This window comes from Mucilaginibacter sp. (genome assembly GCF_028288225.1).
Taxonomy (GTDB): Bacteria; Bacteroidota; Bacteroidia; order Sphingobacteriales; family Sphingobacteriaceae; genus Mucilaginibacter.
Window position 1 is genome coordinate 36,847 of the sequence record NZ_JAQBOC010000060.1, and the last position, 14,736, is coordinate 51,582.

Here is a 14,736-nt window from a genome sequence, read left to right on the forward strand (position 1 = left end):
ATTTATTAAACAAATACCAATAATACCGGATGGAGAAAAGTGATAAAATAAGGAAGTTCCTGATTGCTACCCATGGCACGTTTGCCGCAGGGGTAAAGTCATCGTTAGATCTGATTATCGGCGCTATTGAAAATGTATTTTTGATACAAGCCTATATAAACGCTGATATTGCAGTTGACACACAGATAAATGAAGTACTGGACCAGGTGAGCGATACTGATGAACTGGTTGTATTTTGTGACATACTTGGCGGCAGCATTACCAACCAAATATTGCAGCATGCTTTAAAGCCGAATGTGCATGTTATATCAGGATTTAATTTACCCTTGCTTATTGAGGTTTTAATGAGTGATACTGATACACCGGTTGAGGAAGTAATAGCATCGGCACTTAATAATGCTAAAGAACAAATGACATACGTAAATAAACTTTTAACCGCTCAAAAAGAAGATCAGGATGATTAAGCTTACCCGGATTGATGATAGATTAGTGCATGGGCAGGTTGCATTTACCTGGACGCCGGCATTGGGTGTTAGTTGCCTTTTAATAGCAAATGATAAAGTTGCTAAGGATGAATTTTTGAAGATGGCGCTTGGACTGGCCAAACCAGCCGGCACCAAGCTTTTGATAAAATCATTAAAGGATGCTGCTGCATTTTTAAACGATGAAAAAAGCAGCAGCCTGAAAATATTATTGATAATAGACAGTGTTAAAGATGCTTACGCGTTAGTTAACGAGGTATCTGAAATTAAGTCGGTAAATTTTGGAGGAATCAGGTTAAAAGATGGCGCCAGGCTTATTTCAAAAGCTGTTTCCATTAATGATGATGATATAACCCTGATAAAAGAACTATTGGATAAAGGTATAGAACTTGAATTAAGGCAGGTACCAACTGATACAAAGCAAATGGTAGGAAGCCTTATTTGAGAAAAAAGATGCAAGAATCAAGAGAGCAAGGGTCAAGAATATTTCTTTTTTATCTTGCTTCTTGACTCTTGATTTCCTGATTCCCTATACAACATTAATTAAAACATATGTCAATTTCGTACCTGCTTATTGCGCTCATAGCCATGTTTGGCCATTCCGAAGATTTTTTGGGTACCACACTGCTGAGCCGCCCGTTGGTGCTTGGCCCGTTAGTGGGACTTGTACTTGGTGATTTAAACCAGGGTGTAATTATCGGCGCTACTTTGGAGCTGATATTTATGGGCAACATAAAAGTTGGTGCAGCAATACCGCCTGATGTTATCACAGGCGGCGTATTGGGTACAGCTTTCGCCATTATCTCGGGCAAAGGGCCTGCTATTGCGCTGGCTATTGCCGTGCCGGTATCTATACTGGCCGAAATGCTGATCAGCAGTCTTTTTGTATTCAGGGCTGTGATCAATAAAAAGTTCAATCAATATGCCGATGAGGGAGATTTTAATGGGATCCAGCGGCTGCATATCCTCTCCGGGATCCTCCGCCCTATATTAATGGGGATTATCATCCTGCTGGCCCTGCAATTGGGCGCAACGGTTATGAAAGATTTCCTGGCCCTGATCCCCGCCTGGGTACAAACGGGCTTACAGGTTGCAGGAAATATGCTGCCTGCATTAGGTTTTGCACTTTTAATGAACCTGATGTTCAACAAAACAGTTGCACCGTACTTTTTCCTGGGTTTTATGCTGGCTGCTTATTTAAAATTACCGGTAATTGCTATTGGCGGCCTGGGAATTATTATAGCGCTGATAATAACACAAGTTACACCCAAAACAGATGGCGATGATGAGGATGAAGATTTTAAAGAAAGTAAAGAGGCTATTAAACCCGCACGAAAGCTTAACAAAAGAGATATTCGCAACTTGTTTTTAAGATCTCTTGCGCTTGAGGCCAATTTCAATTTTGAAACCTGGCAAAATACAGGCTTCGCGTTTTCTATTATCCCCGTTTTAAAACGACTTTATACTACCAAAGAAGCCATGGCTGCAGCACTGAAAAGGCATTTACAGCTTTTTAATACCAGCCCGTATGGCTCAACCCTTATTTTAGGAATAACCGCTGCAATGGAAGAGCAAAACAGCAATGATGCCGATTTTGATGAGGAATCAATAAGCACGGTAAAGCTGGGTTTAATGGGTCCGCTGGCCGGTGTATTCGACTCGCTGTTTTGGGGTACGTTTAAAGTTATTGCCGCCGGAATTGGCACCTCACTGGCTATAAAAGGGAATATCATGGGGCCGGTTCTTTTCCTGCTGGTATTTAATGTACCGCACCTTGTACTCAGGTATAACCTCACTTTTATAGGCTATAACGCCGGAACTAAATTTCTGCAAAACCTTGCCAAAAACAATGTAATGGACAGGCTAACTAAAGGTGCATCTATATTGGGTTTGATGGTAGTTGGGGCAATGCCGGCAACTTTAATGTCAATCAGTACCCCTATAAGTATTGGTTCAGATAAGTCGGAAATAACTATTCAAAGTGTTTTAGACCAGGTAGTACCGGCTATTATACCATTGGGATTAACCTTTTTGGTTTACTATTTTGTAAAAAATGGTGCTAAAACAACCCATTTATTACTGGGCTTGCTGGCACTGGGCTTTATAGGCAGTATGGTCCATTTGTTTGCTTAATTTGACAGGAAGATGAAAGGAATTGGCGTTTCACCGGGTATTTCAATAGGGAAAGCTTTCGTAATTCAAAAAAAAGAAGCCGCGCTAACGGGCATTCTGTTGAACGATCCGGCAGAAATACAAGCAGGTATTGAACGCTTTGACATGGCCATAAGCGATGCCATTAATGAAGTTGAGGCAATCAAAAATAATGCATCTCTTTCTGATGATGACATTGCTATTCTCGAAACACAAATTGAATTATTAGGTGATCCGGAGATAAGGGAAGGTGTAGTTGAGAAAATTGAGACTGAATATAAAAACCCAAATGATGCCGTATTAGAAGTTATTGCAGTTTTTGTACAGCTTTTTGAAAGCATGGACGATGAATATATGCGCGCCCGCGCTGCCGACGTGCAGGATATTGGAAACCGGATCTTAAAAAATCTTAATGGTCAAACTTTGGGGAACAATAAATTTGAACCGGATACTATTATCATAGCAGAAGACCTTTCCCCGTCAGATACCATCACAATGGATGTAAGCAGGGTAATTGGTTTTGCTATGCAGATGGGAAGCAAAACATCGCACACTGCCATTATTGCCAAAGCAAAAGGTATCCCGGCAGTTGTTGGTTGTAGCGTGGATTTGATCAGCGTAAAAAATAATGATGTTATTATTTTAGATGGACTAAAAGGCGAAGTATTTATTAATCCAAACCAGGAACAGCTTAAAGAATATACAATAAAAAGAGATGCATTTAAGCAGCGTGCCAATAGCCTGAAAGCCCTAAGAGATGTGCCTGCTATTACAACAGATGGCGTGCAGGTAATGTTATCTGCCAATATTTCGGGCGCTGAAGACTTTGAGGGTGTTTTTGATAACGGCGGAGAAGGCGTAGGTCTGTTACGTACCGAACTCCTGTTCATGAACCGGGATGCCTTCCCAACGGAAGATGAACAATTTGAATTTTATAAAAAGGCTGCGCTGCGAGCCAAAGGCAAGCCGGTTATTGTACGCACTATTGATATTGGAGGCGATAAGTACCTCCCTTATTTTAATCTTCCCACCGAGCTTAATCCTTTTTTAGGTTACCGGGCAATCAGGATCTGTTTGGATAGGAAAGATCTTTTCATAACACAGCTTAAAGCCATTTTAAGGGCATCGGTATTTGGCGATTTAAAGATCATGTTCCCGATGATCTCAAACATACAAGAGATCAGATCGGCAAAAAGCATTTTGGCGGAAGCAAAAGCAGAATTATCACAGAATAATATTTCATTTAATGCAGCAATCAAAACGGGGATTATGATAGAGGTCCCATCTGCAGCCATTACTGCCGACCTGCTGGCTAAAGAAGTGGATTTCTTCAGCATCGGTACAAATGACCTTTGTCAGTATACCCTGGCTGTGGATCGAATGAACGAAAAGATAAGCCACCTTTATGATCCATTTAATCCCGGTGTATTAAGGCTCATCAGCTTTGTAATTGAGCAGGGTCAGAAGCATAACATTCACGTTGGCATGTGCGGCGAAATGGCCTCAGATCCATTGGCAACACTGCTATTATTAGGAATGGGGTTAAGGGAGTTTTCTATGAGTGCGGCTGCTATCCCCGAAATAAAAAGCATTATTGTTAATAGCAGCAAACTAAAGGCAAAACAGGTATATAAAAATGTAATTGAGATGGATAGTTCGGAGGATATTTTGGAATATTTGAAAGGGATAATACAAGGATAAACAAAAGGGGGTTGTTATGCTGAGGCGCTCGAAGCATGCGGGCAAAGGCCTTTGCGTCAGGCTTAGCAAGCGGACAGGCCACTGCGCTCATCCTTCGAGTGCCTCAGGATGACATCCCGTCTTGTCCCCGCAGGGTCTCTCGCAGAGGACCCTGCGCTGGATGATGTTAATAGGAGGAAAATACAAGGTTTAATGCATAGTTTAATACTTAGCACGCGGCGCAGGGTCTTTCAGGAGAGCCTGCGAAGACGAAAAGAAACAACAAATGATAACTAAAGACTATATAATACTGGCCCCGCAAGGTTTACACGCCCGCCCGGCAACTACATTAATAAGGCTTGCCAAAGGTTTTAAATCAACAACCAGCCTTCAAAAGGCTGGGAAAACCGTAAAGCTTAACAGCATGCTTAATATATTATCCCTGACAATAAAAGGCGGGGAAACCATCACCGTTATTATAGAAGGCGAGGATGAAACCATAGCATCAGCAGCTATCAACCAATTTTTTACAGAACAGTTAAAAGATCTATAAATGAAAATTACCATTACAAAAACCGAACAGGAATTTGATATAACCGCAGCCTGGCGCATTATTGCGCAGATGCTGGAAAAACGCAATTCAGTGATCGGCCTTTCAACCGGGCAAACTACTATCGGCATGCACCGCGTTGTATCTGAAATTTTTAAGCAATATCCGTTTGATGTTTCGGGTATAACACTGTTTAATGTGGACGAGCTTACCAATCTTTCAAGAGAATATGCAGGCAGCTGTTACACTATGATCCTGAACCAGATTGCCGGCCCGTTAGGCATCTCTGAAGAAAACTTTATTATGCCACCTACCCTGTCGGATGATTTTGAAGCAGAGAGTATTCTATTTGAAAAGCGTCTTGCCGAGCGTGGTGGCGCCGATCTGCAGATGCTGGGTATCGGCAGCAATGGCCACATAGGTATTAACCAGCCTGGTACACCGTTTGAAAGTGAAACCTGGGTATCGCCAATGGATCCTGACTTTGAGGCCCGTGTACGCCGTGAAACGCAAGTGCCACCAGAAACTGAATTAGGTGGCTTAACTCGTGGTGTAAAAAATATTATGCACACCCGTAAATTGATCCTCATAGCGAAAGGAGCCCACAAAGCTGATATTATTGAACAGGCTATTCTTGGCCCGGTAACAACGGATATCCCGGCATCCGTAGTGCAGCTGCACCCAAATTGCGAAATCCTGCTGGATGCCGATGCGGGAACCAGGATTGCGGAATATGCTAAAAGGAGGAATTATAACTGGTAGCCATTGGGAGATTTGACAACTTTAAAAAAGTTGTCAAATCTAATACTTCATCCTCCGCAATGACTCCATTTTTTCTTTCGGACTTCCGGACTTTCCCGACTTTCGGACTTACTTCAAATCTTTATTAATCTCATTCAATAAATACTCTTTTTTATCGTCACTGTATTCCCAAAACATTGCCCCGGCCATCCCTTTTTTGTTCACATAATCGCACTTGCTTTTTATTGACCATTCATCTTCATAAGAAATAAATTGCCGTGTTAAGGAGTTAAACAGATACGGTGCGGCAGCATCATAATCTCTATAATATTTAAAGCCTTTGCTGCTATTGGTTACCAGGCTGTCTTTTATAAAAGTAAAACCGCCGGCCCGCATTTTACCATCGGTTTTTGTGCCAAGGCCATTTGCAGTGGTATCAATAACCCGCGATGATCGCCCATAAAACGCCATACCCATAACCAGCTTTTTTGCAGGCACACCGGCGGCTATAAAATCATCTACAGCCTTTGCTGCATTATCCATGGTATTATATTTTTTGGAAGCGTACAGGTTGGTATGATGTACCGCTATGCCCAAACTATCCTGGAAATAATCATAGGTCATCAGGTTTACATAATTCAAGTATTTGGCTACTTTATCCATTTCGGTATGCTCTGTAAACCGTTTAAAGCCACCTACCGCTGCGGTAAGAAATAGTTTTTTGCCGGTTTCCTTTTCCAGTTGATCCAGTTCTTTCCTTATCGCCTTAAACATCAGCGTAAAATTCTGTTTGTCTTCCGGCCGGTAAACATTGCCGTCGCCAATATTATCCGGGTACTCCCAATCTATATCGACACCATCCAAATTATATTTCCGGGCGATCTCAACTGCACTGGCTGCAAAAGCATTGCGTGAAGTATCCGTAAGCACCGCATCCGAAAAATTCTTGCTCCATGCCCATCCGCCTATTGAGATCAGGATTTTCAGGTCAGGATTAATCTTTTTCAGCTTCAACAGGTTTTTAAAGTTGATGGTATCGGTTTTAATATTGGTGAGCCATGCCCGGTTGTCTTTCACGTTCACAAAAGCATAGTTAATGTGTGTGAGCTTTTTTGCATTTACCATGCTGGTATCAATCAGTCCACGATAACCGCCAACGTAACCGATGATAACGTGCTTTTTGGGTTGAGCAATTGCGGAGAGGCTTATGGTTAAGTATAACGATAAAGCTGCTACTAATTTTAATTGTTTCATATTTTGGTATCTAATAATTAGAAATTCATGTTAACATAAATAAATCGAATGCGCGGGGTGTCATCCTGAGCTTGTCGAAGGGCGACGCGCGTAGAGGCCTTTGCCCGCATGCTTCGAGCGCCTCAGCATGACACCCTCTTTTGTCCCCTTTTTAATAAATTAATCAATTACCTAATCCACCTTCACCTCAAATACCGAATTATGGCTTGTAACATAAAGCGTCTTATTTGCACCAAAAGTTAATGATGTTGGCCTTTCAGGTACTTTTATAATATTTATTTGTTTGCCGGCAGGATTGTAAACGTAGATCTGCCCATCGGCTATGTATACATTACCCTGGTCATCTATTGCAGTGTCAAACTCTCCGCGTTCGGCAAAATATTTCAAATCGGATACATAGCCTTCAGGACTTACATTTAGGCTTACTGTTCTTTTATCATATTCGTCTGTGGTGTAAAGCGCTTTGCCTGGATAAGCCTGGGCCAGGGCGGTTGAACGTGCGAGGTCATAAACCACGGGGATAATGGTCACCCCATCAGGCGCCACAAAACACTCTGTGGCCTTAGCCACCGATATAGTATTAAAATCATGGTAGTCCCTCCATCTATGCGCAGGATAAAGCGCTTTATAAACCGGGTTAACACTGCCCATCGGCTCCTTTTTCAGCAGTTGAATAGTCTCGTCCGGGTTGTTTGGGTCGATGGAATAAACTAAAGTTCCAAAGCCCGAATTTCCCCAGCCGCTGAATGAAGTGCCCGATGCATCGGGCGGGTTTTTAAATTCCTCGGGCTTGCCGTTTACAAGGAAACCCGGCTTTGGCACATATTTAAAAACAACCAGCAGGTTATCATTTTTATCGCAGGCTAATGATAATGGTTCCCACGGGTAATCAGCCAAAAGACTAATTGTACGGGTACTTGCCGACCATTTATAGATCCTTTTCATGCGCTGTTCGCTGAAATAAATATTGCCCTTACTATCTGTACAAATCCCATTCGCAAATTCAAAGCCGGTAGCCAGCCGCGTTATTTTACCGGCAGATGGCCCTGGATTATTATCGTCAATTAACAATCTCGCAAACTCCCATGGTCGTACCTCGGTATCGCTGTTAATGTCATACAATGGGTTTGTGGTAGTATACTTTATCTGGCTGTAATTGTGCACATTTAAAAACTCGATATTTTTGCCACCCCATTCGCGGATGGCGTAAGGTGCAGGTTTATTAACCCGGATAACCCGAAAGGTATACAAGTTGGCAAACACCATATTGCTGCAATTCTCCACTTCCAGCGGCTGGCATTCTGTGCTCTCCCGGCTTTCTTCCTCCAGTTGCAGGGCGTACACATTCCAGTTGGATACATTATTGAATCTTACTTCGTTTCGCACATGGTGCTCAACCGACAGTGCATAAACATGGCTTGGGGTTGATGTATTTGAAAAATAAGCGCCATTGGTAGCGTAGGTGTTAGCAGTCCAGATATTCATAAAAGTACCGCCGCCATCATCAGTTACCCAAAGGCTCCAGTATTGCGTGTCCCATGAGGGGTCCGCACCGTTATAGCCTTTACTATAGATCCCCGTCCGCTCTTTTTTTGGCTCAGATTGTTTAACAGGCCGCTCTAAGCCGCCATGACCGCCAATAAATTTCACATCGTTTAAAATAGAATTTTCGCCCGACATCCACTTACAAGCGACTGCCCGCGGATTATCCGCATTTGTTGAAAGCCCAATACCGGTAACCATGTTCTGTCCGCCTTTTGCACTTTCCAGTAATGCTTTCGGTCCGCCAAAACCACCAAAAGCAGGAGTATTGTCAGCAATTAAAAACTGGGTAGCAATTGGGTTTAAGCCAATAAGAACAGTATTTGGTTTTAGCTTAATAGTTTCGCTAACGCGATACCAACCCTGTGGCACATATATGGTTGCATATTTATCAATAGCATCCTGAATTATTTGTGTATCATCAGTAGTGCCATCACCTTTAGCACCAAGGGTTTTCAAATTCACCCATGTATTTATAGCAGGCAGCTCGGGAATATCTTTTTTAACAGGCTCCGGGAAAACAGATAAAGGCTCAACATCATTGATGGTTTTATAAACCGGGTCGGCATTAAGGCTGTCCATCTGCAAGCCATCAATAAATCTTTTTACTTTATACATGGTGCCAGTACCGGCAGTTTGTTTTCCGCTTCGGCGATAGCTGGCAAATACCGGCACATTCCGGCAATCAATATTTTTCAGACTGATCTGATTAAACGCATTTTCCCCGTTACTGATAATAATTGCCGGGCCGCTCACCTTATCAAACCGGCAATTCTCCATAAATAGTTTTTCGTGATAATTTGGGTTGATGCTGATTACGGTTGGCACATTTTTAACATTCATTCTAACTATGGTTAGTCCGCCTTCCTGTGTTTTTATCGCTGCTTCACGTTGTCCCTCAAAATAGGTATCAACCATCATAAACTGCCAGCCTGGTGAAGGCTTGGTAGTATAAATACCGTATTGTCCGCCAAAAAAACGTACGTTATTCATTGCATTACCCACGTCAAACATCCCGGCCTTTCCGTTGCCAATGTTTACATCAACATTTCCTACAAAGCTATGCTGGGCAAAATGGGCGCGCATGGCAACAGCAACAGGGTTGCCGTCCTCTATTTTTAGGTTGATATTGTTTATGGCACTGTAAAAGGTTGATGCTCCGGCATCATGAAGCGGCTCACCAGGTTTTGAAAGGCTGCTCACAAACCAAAACATGTATTTAGCTTTCCCTTTATCGGTTGAATCTGCCGTTTGGAAACCGGGAGCATTTTTTGCAAGAATAATTTGTGGGCGGTTTTTGCCATAGCCAATTAACCGCACCGCTGTTGGGATATATATAGTTTTAGAGACCAGGTATTTCCCTTCGGGGATAAAAAGAACACCGAAATTATACTTGGTTTTCACTTCGGCAATTGCCTGCTGCAAAGCTGCTGAGACATCTGTTTTTCCATCAGCCTTTATATTGAACTTTTCAGGCGTAAAATAAACCGCGTCCGCATCATCCAACCTGGCCTGGTAAACAGACTTACCCCCGTTGTCCTTATCATTGGTGAAAGCTCTGCCGAAACAAACAGTTTGCGTTAATAAAATAGCTATAGCTATTAAAATATTCTTCTTCATTTTTATTGGTGCAGATGAATGTTATTTAGGTCTGGTTTATTTTTTAAATGTACCATCTGTAACTGTATCATTGTTCACGTACAGGTAATTGTTACAGAAACATAAATTAAGTTTAAACCTCCCGCAAATCTAATCCACAGCTATGTTCAATGCTATTATTTACACACTACTTTACTACTACCAGGGTAAAACATCTGGTTCAAACCCCTGTAATTCCACTAAAAAAAGAATCAGGCTTAATAATTATTGAATAATGTTTTACATTTAAACTAAAATAAAGATCATGAGTGATAAACCTACCCGACTAAATTACCCGGCAATTAACCGGAGAAATTTTTTTGTTAATACTGTAAAAACTACCGGCGTTTTACTGCTTGCACCGCTTGTAAATAAGGCATCGGGTTTTCTTAATATGGATGAATCTTACACGGTGGGTCAAATTATGGATCTGTTTATTAAACAAGTGCCGGGCGGGGCTTTAACTACTACGGTTGATACTTTAAAATCCGGAAGCAGGGACACAAAGGTAACCGGGATAGTTACGGCCATGTTTGCAACCATTGAGGTGATCAGGAAGGCGGTTGACCTGGGCGCTAATTTTATTATCGCTCATGAACCTACTTTTTATAACCACCTTGATGACACCGGCTGGCTGCAAAATGATGAGGTTTATAAATACAAAGCCGCGCTGCTTAAACAACATAACATTGCCGTATGGCGGAACCACGATTATATTCACCGCATGGTTCCGGATGGTGTTACCCAAGGCGTGCTTGATCAATTGCAATGGCAAAAATATGCCGATAAAAAAATCCCTAATATCCTTACCATGCCTGCAACTTCATTAAAGAACCTGGTTGGTTATGTAAAAGAAAGGCTGGGCATTGAAAAGGTAAGATACATTGGCGATCCGGTGCAATCATGCACCCGGGTTTTATTTATGCCGGGGTCTGCGGGCGGACAACGACAGATCCAGGGTATAGCCCAGGTAAAGCCCGATGTATTGATCTGTGGTGAAATAGCGGAATGGGAAACCGCCGAATATGTGCGCGATGCAAGGGCGAAAGGTGATAAAATTTCACTGGTGGTGCTTGGCCATATAGCCAGCGAAGATGCAGGCTCGGAATTTATGCTGAGCTGGCTTAAAAAGAATGTACCTTCTGTTAAAGCTACTCGTGTAAAACCGGGGAACTCTTTATCGTTTATGTAAAAACGTCCCGAATAGCGTAGGCCTGCGACCTACGCTAATGGATTTCGCCCTTTCAGGACTTTGAATAGCGGCTCTCCCGACCTGAAGGGCCTAATATACCAGCACAAGTCGCAGGCCTGTGGGCAAATTATTTAAAACACAACCTTTCCGGTAGCAGTTACCAGTGATGCAATTCTAACCGCATCAAAGATCCGCTCTTCAGTTGTACCCAATTTTATAAGAGAATCTTCATGAGCATTTACACACATTTCGCAGCCATTAACTGCAGAAATGGCAAGGCTCATCAGCTCAAAAAATTCTTTCCCGGTTACGGGCTTCATCATTAGCTGCATCCGGATCCGGGCGGGGATCTGTGTATACTTTTCCTTTTGCGTAAAATGACGGAAACGGTAAAAGATATTGTTTGATGCCAGTAATGATGCGCAACCCACCGCTTCGCCAATTTCGGCAGCAGTAGCTTCCTGTTCTTCAGCATATTTGGCAAAAAATGTTGCCAGCAATGTATTATTGTTATTAATAGCGGTTGAAAGGCCAAGCAGGGCACATTCTTTTGCGCTCAAATGTTCAGATGTAAGCGTGCTTGTAAAATTCAGCTTCAAGTCGCGCAGGTAGCGCGATTCGCCGTTTTCGAGCAGGGTGAGGCTGTTAGTGCGATAAGTGGTATCGAAGCCCAGGCTTTGCAGCAACTCGGTTATTATCTCAGTGGATTCATTCATTTTTTTAGAATTTATTGTATAAAAAATCCCCGCATTTATTAAATACGGGGACCATATATTTTAATTAATTAAACAGTAATAGTTTCTTCGCCTTTAACCCAGTTGCAAGGGCAAAGCTCGTCGGTCTGTAAACCATCAAGTACACGCAAAACTTCTTTAACGTTACGGCCTACACTTAAATCATTTACAGAAACCCAACGGATAATGCCAGTAGGATCGATAATAAAGGTAGCACGGTAAGCAATTTTTTCGTTTGGCTCTAATATACCAAGCTCTTCAGCTAATGATTTTGAAGTATCAGCAAGCATCGGGAATTTAAGATCGCGCAGATCCGCATGATCTCTTCTCCAGGCAGCGTGTACAAATTCAGTATCAGTTGAAGCACCAATTAAACGGGTGTCGCGGTCGCGGAACTCACCGTAGCTTTTATTGAACTCGGCAATTTCGGTAGGGCATACAAAAGTAAAATCCTTTGGCCACCAGAACATTACTGTCCAAACGTTATCTTCATTTACAAGAAAATCTGAAGTGATCGTTTCAAACTCTTTTCCTTTTTCAATACTTACAACAGCTGTTTTAGAAAACTGAGGGAATTTTTGACCTATAGTTAGCATATTAATAATGTTTTTAAATTTTCATTGCAAATATACCACTTTTAAAGAGGTGGCATTATATAAATTATTTATATAATATAAGTTATATCTATAATCAATCGCTTTTATAATCATTTTTATCAATATAATAAAAAGACGGCTTTTATAGCTAAACAATTCACTTATTTAAAAAAAGAGCCGCTTAGAATTGTGAAAGGCACAATTAGTTTTAAATTTAAAACGTGTCCGCAGGGGCCATTTTGTAAAAATATTTTTTTCCTGGCTTCCATTAAAAAAATATAAATGCTGCAAGTGCTTGCGCAATAAATGGTTTTTAAAATAAATTGTAATTCTTACTTTATTAGTTTTTCTGTCTATAATTCGTTCGTGTTTAATTGAATATAAAACGGTAAAAACCTACTTTTACCAATCACAACTGTTTTATCTTTTTGTCTGGCTGATTTAAATTAAGACCAGAACAAGCTTTATTATCAATTTTATGCACAGACGCAATTTTGTAAAACTTTCTGCCACTACCATGGCTGCTCTATTATTTAGCCGGATCACTTACGCAAGTGGCGATACCGCTTTAATGAATAATCCTGATGAGGTTTGGGGACAAGCGGGCGCAGAATGGTTTCAGCTAAAGCCGTCAGGCAGCGGATTTACTTATAAGGATATTGAAGTGAACATAAAAACAAACGGTAATGCAAGCGGGGTATATATCCGATCGCCCTCAATGGCCTTAACGGGGGTCCGCCTAAAATGGAAGCATCAAACAAATGCATCGTCAAAAGTATTAGGCGATCATTGGGAACGTACTTATGGCGACATGGCATGGAAATCTCCTGACAGTAATATTAAAAATCCATGGTATGTATTATTAAATGATGATAAGCATACGGCCTGCTTTGGTGTTAAAACCGGAGCCAATACTATTTGCTGGTGGGCTGTTAATCCTGATAGCCTGGAATTGATCCTTGATACCCACTCAGGCGGATCAGGCGTCCAGTTAGGCGCACGTAAATTGCATGCTGCCGATATTGTAACTACAGAAAGCACCGCAACTGAAAACCCATTTGCTACGGCCCGCAGGTTTTGTAAGCTGATGTGCGATAAGCCCCGCCTGCCCAAGCAGCCTGTTTATGGGATAAATGACTGGTATTATGCTTACGGAAATAATTCAGCGAAGCTGATAAGAGAAACTACTGCAATGATGGCCGAACTGGTAACGGATATCAATAACCGTCCATTTTCAGTAGTTGATGCAGGATGGGCTGAATATTCACCCTTATTGCCTGGTGATGGCGGTTGGAACGAAACTTACTCAAAACCGAACGACAAGTTTAAGGATATGCATGCGCTGGGCGATGAAATTAAAAAGCTGGGAATGCGTCCGGGTTTATGGATCCGCCCTTTATGTGCCAGGCATGATGAAAAAGCCAGCCTGCTGCTTCCAAAGATCCCCGGCAGGAACGACCCTAAAAGTCCTTTACTCGATCCAACTATCCCCGAAAACATAGAACGCATTAAGTATTACTTTGATGTGTATAAAGAGTGGGGATTTGAGATGGTAAAGCATGATTATACTACTAATGACATAAGTGGCAGGTGGGGATTTGAGATGAAGGACAGCTTCACTGCGCCCGGTTGGAGCTTTTATGATAAGAGCAAAACAACAGCCGAAGTTATCAACCATCTTTACCGTTCAATCCGCGAAGCGGCAGGCGAAAACATTTATGTAATAGGCTGTAATACCATGAGCCACCTGTCTGCAGGTCAATTTGAACTTAACCGGATTGGGGACGATACCAGTGGTAAAGAATGGGCCCGCACGCGTAAAATGGGTGTAAATACCATGGGCTTTAGGTTACCGCAGCATAATGCTTTTTATGCGGTAGATGGCGACTGCGTTGGCTTAACCACCGATATTCCGTGGGAAAAGAACAAACAATGGATGCAACTACTTGCCGAAAGCAGCGCTCCTTTATTTATATCCGCACAGCCTGAAGCATTAGGCGCTGAGCAAAAAAGCTTTATTAAAGAATGTTTGGCCAAAGCTGCCAAAACACAACCCATTGGCGAGCCACTGGATTGGCTGACAAATCCATTCCCGGCCAAATGGAAATTGAATGACAGGGAGGTTGATTTTAATTGGAGCTGAGGAAAGAGACAAGAATCAAGAAGTCAGGAATCA

At 42.0% G+C, this 14,736-nt stretch carries 12 protein-coding genes; 8 read left to right on the forward strand and 4 right to left on the reverse strand.

Annotation, left to right across the window (positions count from 1 at the left end):
* The first annotated feature begins 29 nt into the window (after positions 1–29).
* The 6 genes from JWQ54_RS18290 to JWQ54_RS18315 all read left to right on the forward strand — a co-directional run bounded on the left by JWQ54_RS18290 (position 30) and on the right by JWQ54_RS18315 (position 5,625).
* Positions 30–464: a hypothetical protein gene (locus tag JWQ54_RS18290; protein ID WP_299587714.1), complete on the forward strand. Its 435-nt coding sequence runs from the start codon at positions 30–32 to the stop codon at positions 462–464.
* Positions 457–927 (forward strand): PTS sugar transporter subunit IIB, encoded by a 471-nt coding sequence (locus tag JWQ54_RS18295; RefSeq protein WP_299587717.1) that lies wholly within the window; start codon positions 457–459, stop codon positions 925–927. The genes JWQ54_RS18290 and JWQ54_RS18295 overlap by 8 nt, the downstream gene beginning before the upstream one ends.
* A 107-nt stretch (positions 928–1,034) precedes the next feature.
* Positions 1,035–2,615 carry a PTS system mannose/fructose/sorbose family transporter subunit IID gene (locus JWQ54_RS18300; protein ID WP_299587719.1) on the forward strand — a complete coding sequence of 527 codons (1,581 nt, stop codon included), beginning with the start codon at positions 1,035–1,037 and terminating at the stop codon, positions 2,613–2,615.
* A gap of 12 nt (positions 2,616–2,627) precedes the next feature.
* A complete protein-coding gene (ptsP, locus tag JWQ54_RS18305) occupies positions 2,628–4,334 on the forward strand; it encodes a phosphoenolpyruvate--protein phosphotransferase (RefSeq protein ID WP_299587721.1) in 1,707 nt (568 codons plus the stop codon).
* Between the two features lie 265 nt (positions 4,335–4,599).
* The gene (locus JWQ54_RS18310) at positions 4,600–4,866 is read left to right on the forward strand and encodes an HPr family phosphocarrier protein (RefSeq protein ID WP_299587724.1); all 267 of its coding nucleotides are present in this window, start codon (positions 4,600–4,602) and stop codon (positions 4,864–4,866) included.
* A complete protein-coding gene (locus tag JWQ54_RS18315; RefSeq protein ID WP_299587726.1) occupies positions 4,867–5,625 on the forward strand; it encodes a 6-phosphogluconolactonase in 759 nt (252 codons plus the stop codon).
* A gap of 108 nt (positions 5,626–5,733) precedes the next feature.
* On the opposite strand, the gene JWQ54_RS18320 is transcribed toward JWQ54_RS18315, so the two are convergent.
* Both JWQ54_RS18320 and JWQ54_RS18325 read right to left on the reverse strand, forming a co-directional pair.
* On the reverse strand, positions 5,734–6,858 hold the full coding sequence (locus JWQ54_RS18320) for a glycoside hydrolase family 18 protein (protein WP_299587729.1): 1,125 nt from the start codon (positions 6,856–6,858) through the stop codon (positions 5,734–5,736).
* 171 nt (positions 6,859–7,029) lie between these two features.
* Positions 7,030–10,020 (reverse strand): glycosyl hydrolase family 28-related protein, encoded by a 2,991-nt coding sequence (locus JWQ54_RS18325; protein WP_299587731.1) that lies wholly within the window; start codon positions 10,018–10,020, stop codon positions 7,030–7,032.
* Positions 10,021–10,303: 283 nt separating this feature from the next.
* Here JWQ54_RS18325 and JWQ54_RS18330 point away from each other — a divergent pair, with 283 nt between their 5' ends.
* On the forward strand, positions 10,304–11,230 hold the full coding sequence (locus JWQ54_RS18330; protein ID WP_299587733.1) for a Nif3-like dinuclear metal center hexameric protein: 927 nt from the start codon (positions 10,304–10,306) through the stop codon (positions 11,228–11,230).
* Between the two features lie 131 nt (positions 11,231–11,361).
* Here the strand turns inward: JWQ54_RS18330 and JWQ54_RS18335 are convergent, their stop codons facing one another.
* Both JWQ54_RS18335 and JWQ54_RS18340 read right to left on the reverse strand, forming a co-directional pair.
* Positions 11,362–11,946: a carboxymuconolactone decarboxylase family protein gene (locus JWQ54_RS18335; RefSeq protein WP_299587736.1), complete on the reverse strand. Its 585-nt coding sequence runs from the start codon at positions 11,944–11,946 to the stop codon at positions 11,362–11,364.
* Positions 11,947–12,014: 68 nt separating this feature from the next.
* A complete protein-coding gene (locus JWQ54_RS18340; protein WP_258138145.1) occupies positions 12,015–12,560 on the reverse strand; it encodes a peroxiredoxin in 546 nt (181 codons plus the stop codon).
* 517 nt (positions 12,561–13,077) lie between these two features.
* Here JWQ54_RS18340 and JWQ54_RS18345 point away from each other — a divergent pair.
* The gene (locus JWQ54_RS18345; protein WP_299587739.1) at positions 13,078–14,703 is read left to right on the forward strand and encodes a hypothetical protein; all 1,626 of its coding nucleotides are present in this window, start codon (positions 13,078–13,080) and stop codon (positions 14,701–14,703) included.
* Positions 14,704–14,736 lie beyond the last annotated feature (33 nt).

Excerpts from the sequence above, each read along its gene's own strand:
- JWQ54_RS18290 (WP_299587714.1), top strand. The coding sequence starts at position 30 with ATGGAGAAAAGTGATAAAATAAGGAAGTTCCTGATTGCTACCCATGGC.
- JWQ54_RS18295 (WP_299587717.1), top strand. The coding sequence starts at position 457 with ATGATTAAGCTTACCCGGATTGATGATAGATTAGTGCATGGGCAGGTT.
- JWQ54_RS18300 (WP_299587719.1), top strand. The coding sequence starts at position 1,035 with ATGTCAATTTCGTACCTGCTTATTGCGCTCATAGCCATGTTTGGCCAT.
- ptsP (WP_299587721.1), top strand. The coding sequence starts at position 2,628 with ATGAAAGGAATTGGCGTTTCACCGGGTATTTCAATAGGGAAAGCTTTC.
- JWQ54_RS18310 (WP_299587724.1), top strand. The coding sequence starts at position 4,600 with ATGATAACTAAAGACTATATAATACTGGCCCCGCAAGGTTTACACGCC.
- JWQ54_RS18315 (WP_299587726.1), top strand. The coding sequence starts at position 4,867 with ATGAAAATTACCATTACAAAAACCGAACAGGAATTTGATATAACCGCA.
- JWQ54_RS18320 (WP_299587729.1), bottom strand. The coding sequence starts at position 6,858 with ATGAAACAATTAAAATTAGTAGCAGCTTTATCGTTATACTTAACCATA.
- JWQ54_RS18325 (WP_299587731.1), bottom strand. The coding sequence starts at position 10,020 with ATGAAGAAGAATATTTTAATAGCTATAGCTATTTTATTAACGCAAACT.
- JWQ54_RS18330 (WP_299587733.1), top strand. The coding sequence starts at position 10,304 with ATGAGTGATAAACCTACCCGACTAAATTACCCGGCAATTAACCGGAGA.
- JWQ54_RS18335 (WP_299587736.1), bottom strand. The coding sequence starts at position 11,946 with ATGAATGAATCCACTGAGATAATAACCGAGTTGCTGCAAAGCCTGGGC.
- JWQ54_RS18340 (WP_258138145.1), bottom strand. The coding sequence starts at position 12,560 with ATGCTAACTATAGGTCAAAAATTCCCTCAGTTTTCTAAAACAGCTGTT.
- JWQ54_RS18345 (WP_299587739.1), top strand. The coding sequence starts at position 13,078 with ATGGCTGCTCTATTATTTAGCCGGATCACTTACGCAAGTGGCGATACC.